The organism is Dyella thiooxydans (assembly GCF_001641285.1).
Lineage (GTDB): Bacteria > Pseudomonadota > Gammaproteobacteria > Xanthomonadales > Rhodanobacteraceae > Dyella_A > Dyella_A thiooxydans.
In genome coordinates, this window is the sequence record NZ_CP014841.1 from 3,961,946 (window position 1) to 3,982,403 (window position 20,458).

The 20,458-nt window shown below is 67.8% G+C and carries 18 protein-coding genes; 8 read left to right on the forward strand and 10 right to left on the reverse strand.

All coding sequences use genetic code 11. The annotated features are described in order from the left end of the window. The 5 genes from ATSB10_RS17760 to ATSB10_RS17780 all read left to right on the forward strand — a co-directional run bounded on the left by ATSB10_RS17760 (nt 1) and on the right by ATSB10_RS17780 (nt 4,597). A complete protein-coding gene (locus ATSB10_RS17760; protein WP_063674048.1) occupies nt 1–621 on the forward strand; it encodes an alpha-ketoglutarate-dependent dioxygenase AlkB family protein in 621 nt (206 codons plus the stop codon). Nucleotides 622–691: 70 nt separating this feature from the next. After that, nucleotides 692–1,792: a glycine cleavage system aminomethyltransferase GcvT gene (gene gcvT, locus ATSB10_RS17765; RefSeq protein ID WP_063674049.1), complete on the forward strand. Its 1,101-nt coding sequence runs from the start codon at nt 692–694 to the stop codon at nt 1,790–1,792. 92 nt (nt 1,793–1,884) lie between these two features. Beyond that, on the forward strand, nt 1,885–2,280 hold the full coding sequence (gcvH, locus tag ATSB10_RS17770; RefSeq protein WP_063674050.1) for a glycine cleavage system protein GcvH: 396 nt from the start codon (nt 1,885–1,887) through the stop codon (nt 2,278–2,280). Between the two features lie 278 nt (nt 2,281–2,558). Continuing rightward, nucleotides 2,559–3,293, forward strand: coding sequence for a met regulon transcriptional regulator MetJ (metJ, locus tag ATSB10_RS19870; RefSeq protein ID WP_343123800.1), 735 nt, complete (start codon nt 2,559–2,561; stop codon nt 3,291–3,293). A gap of 290 nt (nt 3,294–3,583) precedes the next feature. Next, the gene (locus ATSB10_RS17780) at nt 3,584–4,597 is read left to right on the forward strand and encodes an energy transducer TonB (RefSeq protein WP_063674052.1); all 1,014 of its coding nucleotides are present in this window, start codon (nt 3,584–3,586) and stop codon (nt 4,595–4,597) included. Between the two features lie 101 nt (nt 4,598–4,698). Here the strand turns inward: ATSB10_RS17780 and ATSB10_RS17785 are convergent, their stop codons facing one another. Both ATSB10_RS17785 and ATSB10_RS17790 read right to left on the reverse strand, forming a co-directional pair. Then, on the reverse strand, nt 4,699–5,985 hold the full coding sequence (locus tag ATSB10_RS17785; RefSeq protein ID WP_063674053.1) for a serine hydrolase domain-containing protein: 1,287 nt from the start codon (nt 5,983–5,985) through the stop codon (nt 4,699–4,701). A 179-nt stretch (nt 5,986–6,164) separates the two neighbouring features. Then, the gene (locus ATSB10_RS17790) at nt 6,165–7,751 is read right to left on the reverse strand and encodes a GMC family oxidoreductase (protein WP_063674054.1); all 1,587 of its coding nucleotides are present in this window, start codon (nt 7,749–7,751) and stop codon (nt 6,165–6,167) included. Between the two features lie 75 nt (nt 7,752–7,826). Between ATSB10_RS17790 and ATSB10_RS17795 the strand changes: the two genes are divergently transcribed. After that, on the forward strand, nt 7,827–9,137 hold the full coding sequence (locus ATSB10_RS17795) for an NTP/NDP exchange transporter (protein WP_083966287.1): 1,311 nt from the start codon (nt 7,827–7,829) through the stop codon (nt 9,135–9,137). A gap of 22 nt (nt 9,138–9,159) precedes the next feature. On the opposite strand, the gene ATSB10_RS17800 is transcribed toward ATSB10_RS17795, so the two are convergent. The 3 genes from ATSB10_RS17800 to mtgA all read right to left on the reverse strand — a co-directional run bounded on the left by ATSB10_RS17800 (nt 9,160) and on the right by mtgA (nt 11,398). Continuing rightward, nucleotides 9,160–9,588 (reverse strand): CBS domain-containing protein, encoded by a 429-nt coding sequence (locus ATSB10_RS17800; RefSeq protein ID WP_063674055.1) that lies wholly within the window; start codon nt 9,586–9,588, stop codon nt 9,160–9,162. A gap of 77 nt (nt 9,589–9,665) precedes the next feature. Next, entirely contained in the window at nt 9,666–10,595 is a 930-nt protein-coding gene (locus tag ATSB10_RS17805) for a glycosyltransferase family 2 protein (protein ID WP_063674056.1), read from the reverse strand. A gap of 65 nt (nt 10,596–10,660) precedes the next feature. After that, on the reverse strand, nt 10,661–11,398 hold the full coding sequence (mtgA, locus tag ATSB10_RS17810; protein WP_063674057.1) for a monofunctional biosynthetic peptidoglycan transglycosylase: 738 nt from the start codon (nt 11,396–11,398) through the stop codon (nt 10,661–10,663). 97 nt (nt 11,399–11,495) lie between these two features. Here mtgA and hslO point away from each other — a divergent pair, with 97 nt between their 5' ends. Further along, on the forward strand, nt 11,496–12,410 hold the full coding sequence (gene hslO / locus ATSB10_RS17815; RefSeq protein WP_063674058.1) for an Hsp33 family molecular chaperone HslO: 915 nt from the start codon (nt 11,496–11,498) through the stop codon (nt 12,408–12,410). A gap of 18 nt (nt 12,411–12,428) precedes the next feature. On the opposite strand, the gene ATSB10_RS17820 is transcribed toward hslO, so the two are convergent. Further along, complete coding sequence (locus ATSB10_RS17820) at nt 12,429–15,356, reverse strand: bifunctional diguanylate cyclase/phosphodiesterase (RefSeq protein ID WP_063674059.1); 2,928 nt, start codon at nt 15,354–15,356, stop codon at nt 12,429–12,431. Between the two features lie 234 nt (nt 15,357–15,590). Between ATSB10_RS17820 and ATSB10_RS17825 the strand changes: the two genes are divergently transcribed. Continuing rightward, nucleotides 15,591–16,496, forward strand: a complete 906-nt coding sequence (locus ATSB10_RS17825) for a hypothetical protein (protein WP_063674060.1) — start codon at nt 15,591–15,593, stop codon at nt 16,494–16,496. Between the two features lie 81 nt (nt 16,497–16,577). Here ATSB10_RS17825 and ATSB10_RS17830 read toward each other — a convergent pair whose 3' ends face one another. The 4 genes from ATSB10_RS17830 to ATSB10_RS17845 form a co-directional block, all read right to left on the reverse strand. Continuing rightward, the gene (locus ATSB10_RS17830; protein ID WP_063674061.1) at nt 16,578–17,483 is read right to left on the reverse strand and encodes a DUF4097 family beta strand repeat-containing protein; all 906 of its coding nucleotides are present in this window, start codon (nt 17,481–17,483) and stop codon (nt 16,578–16,580) included. Between the two features lie 17 nt (nt 17,484–17,500). Beyond that, nucleotides 17,501–17,926, reverse strand: a complete 426-nt coding sequence (locus ATSB10_RS17835) for a hypothetical protein (RefSeq protein ID WP_063674062.1) — start codon at nt 17,924–17,926, stop codon at nt 17,501–17,503. After that, nucleotides 17,923–18,471 (reverse strand): RNA polymerase sigma factor, encoded by a 549-nt coding sequence (locus tag ATSB10_RS17840; RefSeq protein ID WP_063674565.1) that lies wholly within the window; start codon nt 18,469–18,471, stop codon nt 17,923–17,925. The genes ATSB10_RS17835 and ATSB10_RS17840 overlap by 4 nt, the downstream gene beginning before the upstream one ends. A gap of 115 nt (nt 18,472–18,586) precedes the next feature. Further along, nucleotides 18,587–20,371, reverse strand: a complete 1,785-nt coding sequence (locus ATSB10_RS17845) for a phosphoenolpyruvate carboxykinase (GTP) (protein WP_063674063.1) — start codon at nt 20,369–20,371, stop codon at nt 18,587–18,589. Nucleotides 20,372–20,458: the final 87 nt, after the last annotated feature.

Sequence of the window (20,458 nt, forward strand, 5' to 3'; positions counted from 1 at the left end):
ATGGGCGCAGCCACGTGGCAGGCGCTGCCGCTACCCGGGGCGGAGCTGTCGATCATCGAGGACTGGCTGGCGCCGACCGAGGCCGATGCGCTGCTCGCCGAGCTGCTCGTCGCGATCCGCTGGGAGAATCACCGGATCCGGATCTTCGGGCGCGAGGTGGCTTCGCCGCGCCTGAGCTGCTGGATCGGCGATCCGGGCACGAGCTACGTCTATTCCGGCACGCGTTTCGAGCCGCATCCCTGGTCGGAGCGGCTGGACGGACTTCGCGCACGGGTCGGGCAGGCCTGCGGTGAACGCTTCAACAGCGTGCTGGCCAATCTCTATCGCAATGGCGACGACGCGATGGGCTGGCACAGCGACGACGAGCCCGAGCTGGGCGAGCGGCCGGTGATCGCCTCGCTCAGCCTCGGTGCGGAGCGGCGCTTCCGGCTGCGCCCGCGGCGCGCCCGCGGGGAACCCTCGCGGCGCGACGATATCCGCAGCCTGATCCTGCGCCACGGCAGCCTGCTGCGGATGGCCGGCGACACCCAGCGCCTGTATCGCCACGACCTGCCGCGGGCGAAGGGATTGGAGCGGCCGCGGCTCAACCTGACCTTTCGCCGGATCGTCACGTCGCGCTGACGCGGCACTGCCGCTTGGCTTGGCCGGGGCGCGGCGGCGATAATTCGCGCTTTCCCCAGGCGCGCTCCCCATGACTGCGAAGACCGTACTCAACGACACCCATCGCGCGCTCGGCGCCCGCATGGTCGATTTCGGCGGCTGGGACATGCCGATCAACTACGGCTCGCAGATGGAGGAGCATCACGCCGTGCGCGGCGACGCCGGCATGTTCGACGTCTCGCACATGACGGTGATCGACCTGCACGGACCGCGCACACGCGAGTTCCTCCGGCGCCTGCTGGCCAACAGCGTGGACAAGCTGAAGGTCGCCGGCAAGGCGCTGTACTCGTGCATGCTCAATGAGCGCGGCGGCGTGATCGACGACCTGATCGTCTACTTCTTCGACGACGCCCACTACCGGCTGGTGGTCAACGCGGCGACCCGCGCCAAGGATCTGGCCTGGATCGAGACCCAGGCCAGAGCCTTCGACGTCACCGTCAAGGAGCGCCCCGAGTTCGCGATGATCGCGGTGCAGGGACCGAACGCCCGCGGCAAGGTCATCGGCCTGATCGCCGAGGCCGATCGCCCCCGCATCGAGAAGCTGGGCAAGTTCGCCGCCGCCGCGGCGCCGGGTCCGCACGGCATGCCGCTGTTCGTCGCGCGTACCGGCTACACCGGCGAAGACGGCTTCGAAATCATCGTGCCGGAAGAGCACGCCGTGGCGTTGTGGCAGGCGCTGGTCGATGCGGGCGTGAGGCCCTGCGGCCTGGGTGCACGCGACACCCTGCGACTGGAGGCCGGCATGAACCTCTACGGCCAGGACATGGACGAGGATGTCTCGCCGTGGGAGGCCAACCTCGGCTGGACCATCGCGCTGGACGAAGGCCGCGATTTCATTGGCCGCGCCGCACTCGAGGCGCAGAAGGCCGATGGCGTGAAGCGGGTGATGGTCGGCCTGGTGCTGGACGACAAGGGCGTGTTGCGTCACGGCCAGAAGGTGCTCACCGCGCAGGGCGAGGGCGAAATCCTCTCGGGCAGCTTCTCGCCCACGCTGGAGAAGGCGATCGCCTTCGCCCGCATCCCGGCCGGCGAGCCGGGCGACATCCGCGTGGATATCCGCGGCCGCGAGTTGCCGGTACGCCTGGTCAAGTATCCGTTCGTGCGCGACGGCAAGCCCTGCGAGGGCATCTGACTCCCTGCCGCCGGGGTGACTCGGCGGCACCGGGCGCGCGCGCTAGAATCGCCGCGTCCACCTTCCTCCCACTCCAACGACTGGACCCGATCATGAGCGAGATTCCCGGCGATCTGAAATTCCTCAAATCCCACGAATGGGCCCGCGTCGAGGACGACGGCCTGGTTCGCGTGGGCATTTCCGACCATGCCCAGGCGGCGCTGGGCGACCTGGTGTACGTGGAGCTGCCCGAGATCGGTGCGAGCGTGCAGGCAGGCAATGGCGTGGCGGTGGTCGAATCGGTGAAGGCCGCTTCGGACATCTATTCGCCGGTGTCCGGCGAGATCGTCGAGGTCAACGAGGCGCTGACCGACAAGCCCGAAGTGATCAATGAAGATGCGTTCGGCGAGGGCTGGCTGTTCGTCGTGCGTCCGAGCGATCGCGCCGAACTCGACGACCTGCTCTCCGCGGACGCCTACGCCGAGCAGATCGAGAACGAAGACCACTGACGGATCGGCTCCTCGATTGTTCCGACGACGGCCGCGAGAGCGGCCGTCGTCGTATCCGGACGTCGCCGGCGCGGGTGAAGGAAAAAAATTTCCTCCGCGAACGGTGCTTCGGTCGTCTTCCGTTCATCCATTTTTCCGAGGTGCCGGGAGCGCGTTTGCGAGCAAGCGTATCGTGCATGCGATGCATGTGCCGGCGATGCGTTTTTTTCCGATGGTGGCCGCAAACCTTTATACAGCGCGGTTTTCCGCGACGGACGGCAAATGCGAAAGAATTTTGTATGGACGTCTATACGTCTTTCTTATTGATTCGCGAATTGCCGCAACGCCTTGTGTGGCGGGGCTTTTGGGCGGGCTGGGAGGGGGCTGGCGGGTCGTTTCCGGGTGTTCAAAATCAATTGACAGTTGAAATCTTCGGGAATAGCTTTCGCACCAGATTCTGGGGAACAGGTGCTATGTCGGCAGTGAAGTATGTACAACCCTATGTCGAGCACGGCGAGAAAGCTGGCGCGGTACGCAAGATCACCGTCTCGATTCCACTTCACGTCCTGCGACTTCTGTCCGATCTGCGCACCCACCGCCAGGTGAACAATCTTCGGCACGCCACCAACAGCGATTTGCTGGTCGAGGCGTTCCTTCACGCTTTTACTGGGCAACCACTGCCAACTGATGAGGAGCTGAGACGAACCATGGCCACTGCCAAGAAAACCGCTGCAAAGAAACCGGCCGCCAAGAAGGCCGCCAAGAAGACCACCGTGAAGAAAGTCGCCGCCAAGAAGCCGGTGGCGAAGAAGCCGGCCGCCAAGAAGGCTGCCGTGAAGAAGGTTGCCGCCAAGAAGGCTGCTCCGAAGAAGGCTGCTGCCAAGAAGCCGGCCGCCGCCAAGAAGACCGCCGCCAAGAAGACCGCGGTGAAGAAGGTCGCTGCCAAGAAGGCCGCGCCGAAGAAGGCCGCTGCCAAGAAGGCCGCTCCGGCCAAGGTGGCCAAGGCCACCAAGACGGCCAAGGCCAAGAAGTAAGTCGCTACATAACTAGAAAGTTCGTTCGAATTTGTTTCCCCGCGGTGCCCAGCGCGGGGAAGCCCTTCGAAAGCGATTCGTCCCGGCCATGCGCCGGGATGCTTCGTTCTGGGGTCGGGAAAAGCCGTTCCCCACCCATCATGGCGACAGGCCCTGCCGCCGTTTGCCGTGACTCCGCAATGCGGTTACCTTTCGCTCATCCGCGCCGCGCCGCACCTGGGGGCAGGTCGTCGCTCCTGGATTTACGGGGGGAAAAAGCGCGGGTATCTGATGCCACTCAGCGAGAGATCATGGATACCCGAATCAAACTCGAGGCGCGCCGTCGCGCGCGCGGGGCCGTACGGCCCGTCACACTGGCCGCTCTGGCCATCATCGTCGTCCTGGCAGTCGCCTCCTGGTTCCTGGTGATCCAGCCGCACGAAGAGATGCTGCTGTCCGACGCAGGCGGCCATCCGTCCAGCCCGGTCACCACCAACACCGTGCAGGCGCCGCCGCCGGCCAACGTGGAGGCGATGGGTACCGACCAGCTGCTGGCCGAGGCCCGCAAGGCGATGAACGACCAGCGCTATCTGGCGCCGGCCGGCAACAACGCCTTCGAGTTCTACCTCAAGGCGCTGGAGCGTGAGCCGGGCAATCCGGTGGCGACCGACGCGTTGCGCGAGACTTTCCCGTTCGCGGCAAGCGCGGCCGAACAGCAGATCAATGCCGGCAACTTCAACGAGGCCCAGCGCGAGATCGACCTGCTCGCGAAAGCCGATCCGGCCAACTACACGCTGACGATCCTGCGCTCCAAGCTGGATGCCCAGCGCAAGGTGGCCGACAAGGCCCAGCAGGAAGCTGCCGACCAGGCGCGCCAGCAGCAGCTCGCTGCGCAGAAGGCGGCCGAAGACAAGGCGGCAGCGGACAAGGCGGCGCAGGAGCAGGCGGCGCAGGTGGCGACGGCGACGGCGACGGCCAGACCGGCAGGACCGGCGACCACGCAGAAGCCCGCCAGCACGCCCAGCCAGACCGCGCAGGTTGCACCGGTGCAGCCGACCTTGACGCCTGCTGTGCTCATCCGCAGCGTGCAGCCGCGCTACCCGACCCAGGCGCAGCGCTCGCGGACCGAGGGCTTCGTGGTGCTGTCCTTCACGGTTAAGCCTGACGGGCATACCGCGGACATCAAGGTCGTCGAGGCGCAGCCGCGGCATGTCTTCGAGCGCGCGGCGATCGATGCGGTAGACCGCTGGGAGTTCAAGCCGGCAACCCGCAATGGCGAGCCGGTCGACAGCACGGTCACCAACCGCATCAACTTCAAGCTTTGACGGGGCGCGAGGGTTGAGCGAAAACGGCCAGCAGAGGACTGCTGGCCGTTTGCTTGTCCGGGAGGCGGCGTTGACCGTTGCGGTCGGTCCGCCAACCGACGTCAGCGGTGGTGGTGACGACGCGGAGAGCGTCTCCGCTCCGGCTGGGTCGGCGGCGGACTCTCCAGCCCGGCCCAGTCCACGTGCGGCAGGCCGAGCAGGCGGTCGAACATCATCGGCATCAGGCCGGAGGGCGCTGCGCCGGCCGAGTTCCACATGGTCACGATACCCACGTGGTACTTGGGGAAAAAGCCGATCATCGTGCGATAGCCCTGCACCGCGCCGGCGTGGAAGATCAGCGTCTCGCCGCCATAGGTGAATACGCGCCAGCCCAGTGCGTAATGGGCCTGGGTGATCCGCGCGCGGCGCCAGGGCGTGGAGTGCATCTCCACCGGTGTCGCCACGCCGGGGGCATGCAGCACGGCCAGCAGGTCGGCGGGCAGCACGTCGGGTCGGCCACCCATCTGGGCAATCAGCCATTTCTCCATGTCGCGCAGACTGGCGTTCACACCAGCGGCGGGAGCGACGCGGTAATAGGCCTCCTTCGGCTCGAATGGGCGCCACTCGCCGTGACCAGCGGGTCGATGGGGACGCGCCCAGCTCGGACTGGCCTCCAGCGCGGCGCGCCCGTAGCTCGCCGTCTTCATGCCGAGCGGGTAGAAGATCCGCTTGTCCACGAGGCGATAGAAGAAGTCCCCGGTCTCGGTGTAGATCACATCGCCGATCAGGCTGAAGGCGACGTTCTGGTAGCCGTAGCACTGGCCCGGGCCGCAGGCCATGTCCACCTCGTCGAGCTTGCGGACCAGCTCTTCGTAGGGGACGTCGTCCTCGAGCATGTTGTCGTAGGTGTTGCGCGGCAGGCCGACGCGCTGGCCGAGAATGTCGCCGACCGTAACCTGCTCGGCCGCCTGCATGTCCTTGAGCTTGAAGAACGGCAGTACGTCGATCAGCCTGGTATCCCAGCTCAGCTTGCCGTCGCGCACCAGCAGCGCGGTGAGTCCGGTGGCGAAGGCCTTGGACAGCGAGGCGAGACGGAACACCGTGTTCGGCTCCACCGGAGCCTTGGTGGAGGCGTCGGCGTAACCCATGGTGTATTCGAAGGCCACCTTGTCGTTGACCACCACGGCGGTCGCCAGGCCCGCAACCGAATGACGCCGGCCCAGTTCGTCCAGCCAGTGCCGGTAGTCGCCGAGGGCTGCCTTGACCCGGGCCGGTGGCACCTGGGCGGACGGCACGTTGCTGACCACCTGGGTGGTCGGATCCTGTCGAAGTGGGGCCGCAGCGGCGGACATGGCGACGGACAGAGCCAGCGCGCTGGCGAGGGCAAGGGTCAGGGGACGGAACGGCATGCGGCTCGAGGGTGTGCCCGGCAGCGCTGCCGGAGGTGGGAAAAAAGGGGGACTTCCGGCAGGCGCCGGTCATGCTTCTGATCGCCGGATTGTCGGCGAGTTCGCGCCCGGCCACAACGAAACCCGGGGTGCACGAACAGGCGGGAGTCAGCCTCCAGGCGGGAGCGTCACCGCCGGCTTCAGTGCTCCATGCCGAGCAGCAGCGCGCTGGCTCGCTCGGCGATCATGATCGTCGGCGCATTGGTGTTGCCCGAGGGCAGTTCCGGCATCACCGAGGCGTCGACTACACGCAGTCCGTCGATGCCGCGCAGGCGCAATTCGCTGTCGACCACGGCGCCGGCATCCCGGCCCATCCGGCAGCTGCCGACCGGGTGGTAGACCGATTCGGCCTTGCGGCGGATGAAAGCCTCGAACTCGGCGTCGCTTTCCAGCGCCGTCTCCGGGAACACCGGTTCGCCCCGGTAGGGATCGAAGGCGGCCTGGGCGAGGATGTCGCGTGACAGCTTCGCCGCCTCGATCATCCGGGCGAGGTCGTGGCCTTCGCCGTCGCCCAGGTAGTTGGCGTGGATCGCCACCGGCCGGGCAGGGTCCGCCGAGCGCAACCGCAGCCGTCCGCGGCTGCGCGGGTGCAGGTAGCAGGCGTGCAGGGTGTAGCCGTCGCCGGGCAGACGGTGCCGACCGTGGTCGTCGAGCAGGGCGGGCACGAAATGGAACTGCAGGTCGCAGCGCTCGTCGGTGGCCAGCCGGCTGCGCAGGAAGCCGCCGGCCTCGGCGATGTTCGACGTGCCAGGACCCTGCCGCGCGATCAGGTAGCGCAGGCCTGCGGCCACTTCGTTCAGATGGTCGTAGGTGACCGGACGGGTGCTGCCGACCAGGGTGCAGATGTCCAGGTGGTCCTGCAGGTTGCCGCCGACTTCCGGCTGGTCGAGCACGACGGGGATGCCGTGTTCGCGCAGGTGGTCGGCCGGACCGATGCCCGACAGCATCAGCAGGTGGGGGGAATTGATCGCACCGGCCGCCAGCAGTACCTGGCCGGCATCGATGCGTTGCGAGCCGCTGCCGTTGCGCAGCTGCACCCCGACCGCGCGGCCGCGCTCGATGATCACGCGCTCGACCAGGGCGCCCGTGCGTACCTCGAGGTTGGCGCGGTCGCGCACCGGCCGCAGGAAGCCGGTCGCGGTGGAGCAGCGCGCGCCGTTGCGCTGGGTGACCTGGTACAGGCCGAAGCCTTCCTGGTGTTCGCCGTTGAAGTCCTCGTTGCGCGCATGGCCGACCTGGCCGGCTGCCTCCAGCAGGGCGTCCGACAGCACGTTGTGGTGGCGAAGGTCCGACACGCCCAGCGGCCCACCGGTGCCGTGGCGGGCGTCTGCACCTCGCGCGTTGTCCTCGCTCAGCTTGAACCAGGGCAGCACCTGGTGCCAGCTCCAGCGCGGATCGCCCGAGGCCTCGGCCCAGCGGTCATAGTCGCCGGGCACGCCGCGGATGTAGCACATCGCGTTGATCGAGCTGGAGCCGCCCAGCGTCTTGCCGCGCGGCCACCACAGGCGCCGGCCGAGCAATTGCGGCTCGGGCTCGGTGTGGTAGTCCCAGTTCACGCTGCGCACCTTGACCAGCCGCGCCAGGCCCGCCGGCATGTGGATCAGCGGGTTCCAGTCGCGCGGCCCGGCTTCCAGCAGCAGTACCCGCGTGTCCGGATTCGCGCTCAGCCGGTGGGCCAGCACGCAGCCGGCCGAGCCAGCGCCGACGATGACGTAGTCGTAAGCCATTCCCGTTCCCCCGTGCCCCCGCGGGGGCCTGATGGCCCCATGCTAGTCTTTGCCGGACCCACGCTGGAACTCCCCTTGAGCGCATCCCCCAATCACGCTGCCAGGCTGGGTACCGCCTCGGCCCTGTCGGCACTGGCGTTCTTTTTCCTGATGACGTCGTACTACATCATCCGGCCGGTGATGAACCAGCTCGGCGGCGCCGTGGGTTCGCAGTCGCTGCCGCTCTTCTACGGGGCGGTGTTCGTGGTCATGCTGGCGCTGACGCCGGTCTTCGGCCTTCTGGTGGCGCGCTTCCCGAGGCGTCCCTTGCTGTGCTGGAGCTACAGCTTCTTCATCCTGTGCCTGCTGGCTTTCGTGCCGGCCTTCCTGGCGCAGGATCGTCTCGGCGCGCGCAACCTGGGCGTGGTGTTTTTTGTGTGGGTCAGCGTGTTCAACCTCTTCGTGGTGTCGCTGTTCTGGAGCTTCATGGCCGACATCTTCTCCAGCGTCGAGGCGCGCAAGGCGTTTTCGCTGATCGCACTGGGCGGCATGGGCGGGGCCGTCTTCGGCCCGCTGCTGACCAAGCTGCTGCTGCAACTTATCGGGGTGCCGCCGTTGCTGCTGGTGTCGGCGCTGGCGCTGGGTGCGTCGCTCGGACTGCTCCTGCTGCTGTCGGCGAGGGAGGGCAGGGAGCCGCAGAGTCGCGGCGACCAGGTGATCGGCGGCTCGCTGTGGGCCGGCCTGCGCGCGGTGTGGACCCAGCCGTTCATGCGCTACATGGCGCTGCTGATGCTGTTCGGTGACGGCATCGGCACGCTGGCCTATGCATTGGTGGCCGATTACGCCAAGGCACATTTCGCCGGCGTGGTGGCGCGTACGGCGTTCTACAACAACCTGGACCTGGCCACCAACACGCTTGGGGCGGTGCTGCAACTGAGCGCCACGCGATGGCTGCTGATCCGCCTCGGTGCCGGCTGGGGGCTGGTGGTGCCAGCGGTGGTGAACGTGCTGCTGCTGGTCGTTTTGGCGCTGTCCGGTTCCGACGGCAGCGTCGTCGTGTTCGGCTCGAGTGTGTCGTTGCTGGCCCTGACGATGGTGATCACGCGCGGCTTTGCCTACGGCATGACCAAGCCGGCCACCGATGCGCTCTACACGCGGGTATCCCGCGAAACCCGCTACAAGGGCAAGAACTTCGTCGAGACCGCCGTCTGGCGATTCGGCGATGTGGTGGTCACCAGCGCGGTCAGTGGCCTGCGCATGCTCGGCCTCGGCGTCGGTGGCCTGGCGCTGCTCGGCGCGGGGGTGGCCTCGATGGCCACCTGGGTGGCCACCCGTGCCGGCTGGTCCGCCGATCTGGCGCCCGACGAGTCGGCCGGGCCGGGCACCGAGGGGACCGCGGCAGGGTAGCCCGCACTCCCCCAGCGCAGGTTCACCCGGTGATGTAGCGCTGCAGTTGCTCGATCTGTTCGGCCTGCTCGTCGATCACCGCCTTGACCAGGTCGCCGATCGAGATCAGGCCGACCACGCGGCCGTCTTCGATCACCGGCAGGTGCCGGATCCGGCTGTGCGTGCATAAGCGCATGCATTCGAGCACCTCGGTCTCCGGGGTCACCGTGATCGGTTGTGCGCTCATGATCTCGGACACCGGGGTAGACGCCGAGGCACGCCCCTGCAGGATCACCTTGCGCGCGTAGTCACGCTCGGAAACGATCCCTTCCAGCCGCTCGGCGTGCATCACGAGCAGGGCGCCGACGCGGCGCTCGGCCATCATCCGGATCGCGTCCAGTACCGGCGTTTCCGGTGGCACGGCGTGTACCGCGTGACCCTTGATCTCCAGCAGATGCTTGACCTGGTTCATGGCCGACTCCCGGGCTTGGATCTGTGCCGAGTCTAGCGCCGCCGGAGCGCTGCGGTGTGGTGGCGTCGTGAATCGCCTCAGCGGTCGCCGTCGACACGCTCCTGCACGAAGTACAGCGGGCGCTGCTTGGTCTCGGTGTAGTTGCGTCCCAGGTACTCGCCGATCACGCCCAGCGCCAGCAGCTGCACGCCACCGAGGAACAGGATCACCACCATCAGCGTGGGGTAGCCGCGCACCGGGTCGCCCCAGATCAGCGCCTTGGTGAACACCCATGTGCCGTAGACGAAAGAGACCGCCGCCGCGGCCACGCCGATCCAGGTGGCCAGGCGCAGCGGAGCGCTGGAGAACGAGGTGATGCCCTCGATCGCCAGCTGAGTCAGCCGCCAGTAGTTCCATTTGGTGTCGCCGGCAAAGCGCGGGTCGCGCTGGTAGCGGATGGCGGTCTGGCGGAAGCCGATCCAGGCGAACAGGCCCTTCATGAAGCGCTGGCGCTCGCGCAGCGTGGCCAGTGCGTCCAGCGCGCGGCGCGAGAGCAGACGGAAGTCGCCGGTGTCGCGTGGCAGCGGGGTATTGGAGAGACGCTCCATGGTCCGGTAGAAGGCCGCCGCGGTGAACCGCTTGAGCCGGCTTTCGCCGGCGCGGGCGCTGCGCGTGGCATAGACCACGTCGTAGCCGGCCCGCCATTGCTCGACCAGCGCGGGGATCAGTTCGGGCGGATCCTGCAGGTCGGCGTCGATGACCACGGCGGCGCCCTCGGTGACCGCGTCGAGGCCGGCGGTGAGCGCCGCCTCCTTGCCGAAGTTGCGCGACAGGCACAGTCCGGTCACGCGCGGGTCCGCGCAGTAGCCGCGGATCAGTTCCCAGGTGTTGTCGCGGCTGCCGTCATCGACGTAGAGCAGTCGCCCATCCATGCCCAGGGTGTCGAGCACGGCCAGCGCGCGCGCGTGGAACGCGTCGAGCACGCTCGATTCGTTGTAGGCAGGGACGACGATGGTCAGTTCGGTCATGGGGAAGGCGGCTCGGGTCGACACGGCATGCTATGCACTGGCCGGCCGCTGGCCAATAGAGGAGGTCAGCGCCGGCCGGTATTGGCGGGCGGGCGTTCGCTGTCCAGATATCCTGGCCCGCCCAGCCTTTCCATTTGCTTTTCGATCCAGTCCACCCGGCGCTGCACATAGGCACTCGGACGGTCGACGTGGAACCGTCGCGGGCTGGGCAGTACCGCGGCGAGCCGCGCGGCCTGCTCCGGACCGAGGCGTGCGGGCGGCACGTGGAAGTAGGTGTCGCTGGCCGCTCCCACGCCGTAGATGCCGTCCCCGAGCTCGGCGATGTTCATGTACACCTCGAGGATGCGCCGCTTGGGCCAGGTGGCCTCCAGCAGCACCGTGAAGTAAGCCTCGAGCCCCTTGCGGATGAAGCTGCGGCCGTTCCACAGGAACAGGTTCTTGGCCGTCTGCTGGCTGATCGTGCTGGCCCCGCGCAGGCGCCGGCCGTCGTCGGCGGCGTCGATCGCGTCCTGGATCTGGTCGAAGTCGAAGCCGTGGTGGAACGGGAATTTCTGATCCTCGCCGGCCACCATCGCCAGCGGCACCCAGGGCGAAACCTCGCGCCACGGCACCCAGCGGTGGTGCAGGTGGAAATCCTTCTCACCGTGCATCCAGGCGCTGAGCTGCCTTTCCATCATCACCGCCGAGGTCCACGGCGGAACGAAGCGCAGCACCAGCACGAACAGCCAGCTGAGGGCCACCCAGGCCAGGGCGAGCAGGCCAAGCCAGCGCAGCAGGCGGCGTAGTGCGGTTCGTGGGGGCATGGACGGCGGCTTGGCGCGAAAGCATCGAGTATAAGGGGCGCGTGTGGAGCGACCGTTGAGGCGGCGCTGGCCAGCCCCATATAGCCGGGTTCAACGAATGACGAGGCTTCCCGTGGAAACGATTCTGGTCGAAGACGTGCTGCACCGCTTCCTGCTCGAGCGTGCGGGCGTGCGAGGCGTGCTCGTGCGGCTGGGGCCGGCCTGGCGCGAAGTCGCCGGCCGGGCCGACTATCCGGCTTCCCTGCGGGCGCTGCTGGGCCAGTCGCTGGCGGCCAGCGCGCTGCTGACCGGCAACATCAAGCTCGACGGCGCGTTGTCGATCGAGCTCAAGAGCGCCGGTGCCCTGCGCCTGCTGTTCACCGAGTGCACCGACCGGGGTCGCCTGCGCGGCCTGGCGCGGTGGAGCGATCCTTTGCCGGAGCCGCTGGCGCTGGCAGACCTGCCCGGCGCGGTGATGGCGATCACCATCGGCTCGGCCGAGCGCGGCCAACGCTACCAGGGCCTGGTGGACCTGCATCAGCCCGATCTGGCCCGCTCGCTGGAAGCCTATTTCGTGCAGTCCGAGCAGTTGCCGGCGCGCATCGTGCTGGCCGCCGATGGCGAGCATGCGGTCGGCCTGATGCTGCAGCGCCTGCCGGGCGAGGGCGGGCACGACGCGGTGCAGGACGAGGACGCGTGGTCGCGCATCGAGCACCTCACCGCCACGCTGGGCGCGGACGAGATGCTGGCCACGGCACCCGAACAGCTGCTGTACCGGCTCTACCACGAGGAGAACGTGCGCCTGTTCGAGCCGCGTCCGCTGGCCTTCGGCTGCAGCTGCACCCGCGAGCGGGTGTCGGCCATGCTGCGCGCGCTGGGGCGCGAGGAAGTGGAGGCGGCGCTCGCCGCGCGCGACGGCGAGATCGAGGTGATCTGCGAGTTCTGCGCCCAGCGCTACACCTTCGACCGCATCGACGCCGAACATCTGCTGAGCAGTCCGGGTGGCACCCCGCAGTCGACCACGGCGCAGTAAGACAACGAGGGCGGACGTTCAGTCCGCCAGCGGCAGGAGCCGGGCCGGCGCGTCGGGCCCCAGCCAGTGCGAGGCGGGCTGCGCGCGCGCAAACAGGAAGCCTTGCGCGTAGCGGGTGCCGATACGGAGCAGTGCTTCGCGCTGGTGCTCCTCCTCGATGCCCTCGGCGATCACCTCCATCTTCAGCGAGTCGGCCAGCACCTGGATGCCGCGCACCACGGCCAGGCCCTGGTTCTCCTCCAGCTCGGCCAGGTCGCGGGGCAGCTCGGTGATAAAGGAGCGATCGATCTTCAGGGTCTGGATCGGGTACTGGTGCAGGTAGCTCAGTGACGAATAGCCGGTGCCGAAGTCGTCCAGGGAGATCCGCACGCCCTGCTGGCGCAGGCTCTCCAGGATGCGTTTGACCTGCGGCGGATTCTCCAGCAGCGCGCGTTCGGTGACCTCGATGCGGATGCAGTGGGTCGGCACGCCATGACGTTCCATTGCCGCCAGCAGCCGTTCGTCCAGGTCGGCCAGCCGGAAATGCCGGCCGGACACGTTGATGCTGATGAAACCCTCGCCGCGGGTCAGCACCAGCGTCTGTGCGAACACCTGCTCGAAGATCTGCCAGTCGATGTTTTCGGCGCAGCCGCTCTCCTCGGCGACGATCAGGAAATCGCCGGGCGACAGCAGGCCGCGTTCCGGGTGGTTCCAGCGCAGCAGTGCCTCGAAGCCCACGATGCTGCCATCGGAGATCGCCACCACCGGCTGGTAGTAGGGCTCGAACTCGTTGCGCGCGAGGCCGCGGCGCAGGTCACCCTCCATCTCGAGCAGGGACAGCGCTTCGTAACGCAGGCGGTCGTCGAACAGCGCGGCCCGATGGCGACCGTCGTCCTTGGCGCTGTACATCGCCGCATCGGCGTCGCGCAGGAGCTCTTCGGGCTGCTGGTAATGAGGCGCGGGCAGGGAGATGCCGATCGAGGCCGAGGTGAAGATCTCCTTGATGCCCAGCCGGAACGGGGCCTGGAGCTGGGTGATGATGCGCTCGGCGATCTGCTGCGCCATGGCCGGTTCGGTAATGCCGTCGAGCAGCACCGCGAACTCGTCGCCGCCGAGGCGGGCCACCAGGTCGCGCGTCTTCAGGCAGCCGCGGATGCGGCCGCCCACCTGGAACAGCAGGTCGTCGCCGACCAGATGGCCGACCGAGTCGTTGATGACCTTGAAGCGGTCCAGGTCGATGAACAGCACTGCGAACAGCCGCTGCGGATCGGCCTTGTACTGGTTCAGTGCGTGGTCGAGCCGCTGCAGCAGCAGGGTGCGGTTCGGCAGGCCGGTCAGCGAGTCGTGAAGCGTCTCGTACTTGAGCCGGCGCTCGACCCGCTCGCGTTCGGCGATCTGCTCGCGCAGATCCCGGTTGGCCAGCGCCAGCGCGCGGGTGCGCTCGTCGACGCGTCGCTCCAGGCTCGCATAGGCCTGCTTGAGCGACTCATTGGTGTGCTTGCGCTGCAGCGCGTTGGCGATGTGGTAGCTGACGAAGGTGAGCAGCTCCTGGTCGCGCGCCGTGTAGGTGTGCTCCGGGGTGTAGCTCTGCACCGCCAGCACGCCCATGACGCGGTCGTTCCAGACCAGCGGCACGCCCAGCCAGCACACCGAGCGGGCGCCGAACTGGCTGATTTCGCCGATCGACACCAACCGGTCGATCTCGGCCGGATCGGCCAGCAGCGGCTTGCCGTGGCGCAGCACGTATTCGGTGGCGCCTCGTCCGTGCGAGCGCGGCGGGCGCACCGCGTCCACCTCGTCGACCGAGTAGGGGAAGCTGATCTGCTTGCCGTCCTCGTCCAGCAGCGCGATGTAGAAATTCCGGGCGTAGAGCAGGCCGCTGATGATCCGGTGCACGGCAGCGTAGAAGCCCTCCAGGCTCTCCGGTGCGCTGGCCATTTCGGCGATGCGGAACAGTGCTGCCTGCAGCCGCTCCCCGCGCTGACGCTGCAGCACCTGCTGGCGCAGCACCCGGTTGGCCTCCCGCAGAGCAGCGGTGCGGTCGGCCACGCGACGCTCCAGCTCGGCGTGGGCCGCCCGGCGCTCCAGCGCTGTCTGCACGTGCTGGGCGACATAGCTGAGCAGTTCGCGGTCGTTCTGGGTATATCGCGTGTCGCTGCGGTAGCTCTGCATCACGATACCGCCCACGACCCGCCCTTCGCGCAGCAGCGGGACGCCGAGCCAGTGCTCGCAGTTCGGTCCGATCGGTATCAGCCGGCCGGGCAACTGCTGCGACACCTCCTCGATCGATCCCATGATCGGCTGCCCGCCCTTGAGCAGGTTCCAGGTGAGGCTGTACTCCATCTCCCTGAGCGGAACACTCTCGCCGGGCGAGGGCGGGTCCTTGTCCATCGTGTCCACGTAGTACGGAAAGCGCACGCTTCCCGAGGCTTCGTCATACAACACGATGTAGAAATTCTCCGCGTACATCAGGCTGCCGACGATGCCGTGCAGGGCGCGCATCATGTCCGGCATCGCATGGTCGGAACCGGCCTGCTCGGCGATCGCGTACAGCGCGCGTTGCAGGCGCTCGGCCATGGCCAGGCGGGAGATGGCCTCGTAGAGCCTGGCGGTTTCGGCCAGTTGCCGTAGCCGCGAAGCCACCACCCGGCCCAGCCAGGCCAGTTCGGCTTCCAGGGTTACCGGCAGTGGCGCGGCGGGACACTCGAGAATCAGTGTGCGCAGGCCCTGCGGATCGTCGGCCAGGTCGATCTGGCGCACCCCCGGGTCCGGCGTCCAGCTGTCGCCATGGAGCCGCCAGCGCAGGCGTCCGGCGAATCCGAGAGTAGCGAGCAGGCGCTCGCAGACATCGACGACGCCGGCCGCGTCGGTCACGCTGAACAGCCGTTCGACCGCTCCATGCAGCGCAAGCTGCCCGGAACTGGTCCGGCCAGATCCGCTCGCGCTCTGGGTGGGCACGAAGCTCATCAGGGAGGGTGAACTCGACGTGAAAAATTACAGGCAGCCTTTATAGCTCGGCAGCCTTGCTTTGTCGCCGGGCGCGGCGTGTTTTGGCGCAGGAAACCATTCGCTCGGACGGGGGTCCGATGCTGGCGTCAGCCCTGCCGTTCTGTGCACCACAGCGGCTTTTCGGTGCTGTTAGCAAAACGTAAAAAGGGATATACTGATCGTCATCTCCGACTTGGTGTGCTTTTTGCCGTCATGCGCCGCCCACTTGCCCTCGCCGTGCTTCTGCTGCTGCCGCTCTCGGCGGCCGCTCAGGCGTTGCCCGGGAACGACCAGTTTGCCGGTCAGTTGCTGTCCGGACAGGCCGACCAGGTGGCCGAGGTGTCTCCCGGGGTAGCGGTCCCGCTGTGGCGGGGCGCTGACGGTCGGGTACTCATGCTGGGGGCTGGTCGGCAGCCGGCCGGCGTCTCCGCGGCGGACGCCCCGCTGGCTTTCAGCGTGGTGGATGCTGGCGCGGTCGCTACCAACGGGGTGCTCTACCGGCTGAGCCCCTCCCTGCAGGCCCACGCCGGAGTCACCGAGCATTCCTGGGCCAATGCCCCCTATCGAGTGCTCGGCAGCGAAGTCGGCGCAACCTACAGTGCCGGCCGCTACAGCCTCGGTCTGAGCATGGGCGCCGACGCCGTGAACAGTGCCGCGCGCCTCCCGCGCGTGCTGCCGGGCGCACTTCCCGGCGTGAACGGGTTGTCCTCGTTCGGCAGCAGTACCCAACTCAATGCCCGTGGCCGTGTGGCGCTGGACGCCAGCAGCGGCATCGACCTTGGTGCCAGCGTGGGGCGCATCCATCTGCTCCCGGGCAACCTGATGGGCATCGATACGCTCGACCAGAAGGCGCTGAGCTTCGGCATCGACCGCGGCCCGCTCAGCGGCAGTCTGGTGGGGCGGGTGATGCAGCCTTCGGCTGGCATCCCCGGTGCCTACAGCCCGGACCGCCGTTGGAGCAGCATCGACTTCGGGGTGACCTGGAAGCTTCCCTGGCAGGGTCAATTGAGCGTCGGTGCGCAGAATCTTTGGTCGTCCGGCTCCTCGACCAGCACTCCGGTCGGTCCCGAGCCCGACCAGTCCAGGACCCCGTACGTGCAGTATCACCAGGATCTCTGAGTACCGGCTTCCGGCACCACGAACCCAATAAAAATGCCGTCGCATCGCGACGGCATTTTCTTGCGCCCGGTTTCGCCCGGCTCAGTGATCGCCGGCGCGGATCCGCACGTCACCGCTGAAGCTCTCGATCACGATGCGGGCACTGCCACTGCCGGCCGTGGCGTCGAGTTCGCTGCCTGGCCCGTGTTCGTTGCGCTGCGCCGTGCCGAAGGCGCTGCGAAGGTTGCCACTGAAGCTGCTGGCGTGGATCGAGGTGGACACGCCGGTCGGCAACGACACCTGGACGTCGCCGCTCATGCTGTCGATGTCCATCTTGCCGTCTGCGGCCATGTCGCCGGCCACGTCCACGTCGCCCGATACGGTGCTGAGCGTGACTTTCTTCCACGGGCCGCCGTGCGCCTGTACCTTGCCGGATACCGTTTCAAGCCGGGCCTCGGCGCCCAGCACCGGAGCGAGGATGTCGCCGCTGACGGTCTGCAGATCGGCGGTCGCCGCGTGGCCGGCCTGCTCGATGCTGCCGCTGACGCTGTCCACGCTGAGCTTCGGGGTACGCGCATTGATGCGGACGCGACCGCTCACCGAGTTCACTTCGACCGTGCCGCCGTCGATCCCGTCGATGCTCAGGGGGGCGCTCACCACGCTTACGTCGAGCGATGCACCGCGTGGAACCTGCACATCAAGCGTGCTTGCCCCCATGGCGTTGTCGCTGCCCCAGTTGAGAAGCCCGGAATGCCCCTGCGCGCGCACCTTGATCTCGAGATCATCGTCCGACCCGGTGATCTCCAGCGGGCGAGCGCCGTCGCCCAGCGTGCCGCCGACGTGGACGGTGTCGCGGTCCCACGCGGTAACGTTGACCTCGCCCTTGATGTTGCTGATCGATACGCGGACCTTCGGTGTGGCAGCGTGGGTGAGATCCAACGGTGTGTCGGCCCATGCAGCTCCGGCATGGAGCGCGGCGAGCAGGGTCAGATAGCGGAATGTCTTCATGAGGATGCTCCGGGGCTTCAGCCCGCGTCGTGGCCCAGCTGGCGCAGGCGTGACTGTTGCTGTTCGGTACGTTCGAGCAGGCGCTGCAGCGCCGATGAACCGGGTGCCTGCGCGATGGCCTGGCGCAGTTCGATCTGGGCGGCGCCCAACTCGATCGCGGCGCCGGCCAGGCGCGGATCCTCGGGCTTCCAGCGACTGCTTGCGGCGATATCCGGTGTCGTCGGGGTCGGCGCCGGCTGCAGCCTTGCCAGGCCGACCGCGAGCACGGTCACGGCGGCCAGCCCGGCAGCGAAGAACCATGTTGCCCGCGCAGGCGTCCGGCCTCCCGGTGCGGCCGGACGGCCAACGCCGATCGCCTGCTCGATGCCGGCCCAGAGGTCGCGGCCCGGTGCTTGCGGTTGGCCCAGATCGCGCAATTGCCGGCGCCATTCGAAATCGTTCATGCGGGTTCTCCCAGTAGCTTGCGCAGCAGGGCGCGGGCGCGGTGCAACTGCGCCTTGGAGGTTCCGACGGCCATGTCCAGGTCCCGGCTGATGTCCTCGTGTTTCCAGCCTTCGATGTCATGCAATACCAGCACCGCCCGTGCACGCGGCGGCAGCTTGCCGATTGCACGCTCCAGTTCGTCCCGCTCGGCGGCACAGAACGGCGTGTCGCCCTGCTCCGGGAGGGCGTCCTCGTCGACGAAACCCACCGGGTTGGTCCCACGCGCGCGGATGTCCATCAGTGCCACGTTGACCGCCAGCCGATACAGCCAGGTGCCGAAGGCGCTCTCATGGCGGAACTCGGCGAGCTTCTGCCAGGCCCGGACGAAGGCGTCCTGCGTAAGGTCTTCGGCGCGGGCGTGGTCGTAGCCGGCCAGCCGGAGCACCGCACCGTACACGCGATCGACGTGGCGGCGATAAAGGCGCTGGAAGGCCACGCGGTCACCGCCGGCGGCGGCGCGCACATCCTCCGTGTCGGGGGCCGGTGCGGTCATCGCGGGCGTCATCGGGTATCCGGTGGCGAGGCAGGCGGTGCTCATCTTGCCAGCTTCGATGCACCACCCTCGCAAAGGGTTTGAATCACCCGTCCGGTCGCCGTGGCGGCCGGACGGGTGGAAAGGCCTACGCCGAGGCGACGCTGCGCCGAGGGGCTTCCGGGGTTTGCGCCAGGGCCGCGGCGATCCGGGCCTGCTCGCGCATCAGCGCCTCGGGCAACCGGGGAGCGAATTCCCGCAGGTAACCGCCGATCGCCTCCATCTCCTGTCGCCAGCCATCCTCGTCGATCGCCAGCAATGCCTCCAGGCTCTGCCTTGACAGGTCGAGCCCCTCCGATCGCAATTCGCCAGGCGAGGGCACCACGCCGACCGGAGTCTCCCGTCCTTCTGCCCGTCCCGCGACCCGCTCGATCATCCACTCGAGCACGCGCAGGTTGTCGCCGAACCCCGGCCAGAGGAAGCGACCGTCTTCGCCCTTGCGGAACCAGTTGACGTGGAAGATCGCCGGCAGCTTCGCGGTGGGTCGGTCGAGCGACAGCCAGTGCGCGAAGTAGTCGCCGTAGTGGTAGCCGCAGAACGGCTTCATCGCCATCGAATCGCGGCGAAGCACGCCGACCGCTCCGGTGGCCGCGGCGGTGGTTTCCGAGCCCATCGCCGCGCCCATCAGCACGCCGTGGGTCCAGTCACGCGCCTGCATCACCAGCGGCAGCAGCGACGGACGGCGGCCGCCGAAGACGATGGCGCTGATCGGCACGCCCTGGGCGTCCTCGGCCTTCTCCGACCAGGTCGGGCATTGCTTCGCGCTCACGGTGAAGCGGGCGTTCGGGTGCGCGGCAGGGCCGTTGGCCGGATCGTAGGGGCGCCCCTGCCAGTCGACGGACGGTTCGCCCGGCAGGCCTTCCCACCATGGCTGGTTGTCGGCAGTTACTGCCACGTTGGTGAAGATGGTGTCGCGCGCAATGCTGGCCAGCGCATTCGGGTTGCTGTTCGCGCTGGTGCCGGGAGCCACGCCGAAGAAGCCCGCCTCGGGGTTGATCGCGTACAGGCGGCCGTCCTCGCCCGGACGCATCCAGCAGATATCGTCGCCCACCGTCCAGACCTTCCAGCCCTCCCGGCGGTAACCCTCGGGCGGAATCAGCATGGCCAGGTTGGTCTTGCCGCAGGCCGACGGGAAGGCCGCGGCGATGTAGTGGGTCTCGCCGGCCGGGTTCTCGATGCCGACGATCAGCATGTGCTCGGCGAGCCAGCCCTCGCGGCGGGCCTGGTGGCTGGCGATGCGCAGGGCATGGCACTTCTTGCCCAGCAGGGCATTGCCGCCGTAGCCGGAGCCGTAGGACTGGATCGATAGCTCTTCAGGGAAATGCATGATGAAGCGGCGATCCGGATCCAGCTCGCCGGTGGAGTGCAGGCCCTTCACGAAGCTCCCCTCCCGCTCGATGCGGGACTGGGCGGCGGCACCCATGCGGGTCATCGTGCGCATGTTGGCCACCACATACGGGCTGTCGGTGATCTCCACGCCGCAGCGCGACAATGGCGAGTCGATCGGTCCCATGCAGTAGGGCACCACGTACATGGTGCGGCCTTCCATGCAGCCGTCGAACAGCGCATCCATCTTCGCGTGCGCCTCGGCCGGGTCCATCCAGTGGTTGTTCGGGCCGGCGTCCTCGCGGTTCGGCGGGCAGACGAAGGTCAGGTGCTCCACGCGGGCCACGTCGGAGGGGTTCGACCGGTGCAGGTAGCAGCCGGGATGGGTTTCCTGGTTCAGCTCGATCAGGTCGCCACTGGCCAGCATCTGCTGCACCAGGGCGGCGTACTCGGCATCGGAACCGTCGCACCAGTGGATCCGTGCCGGGCGCGTGCGCGCAGCCGTCTCGTTGACCCAGCTTTCCAATGCCTGCAACGTGCTTGCCATGTGCTCCTCACCGTGGTCTTGCCAGAAAAAGAAGCGCGCACGCTAGTTTACGTGCACTGGCATTGCAAGGAATGGTGCAGCAAAAAC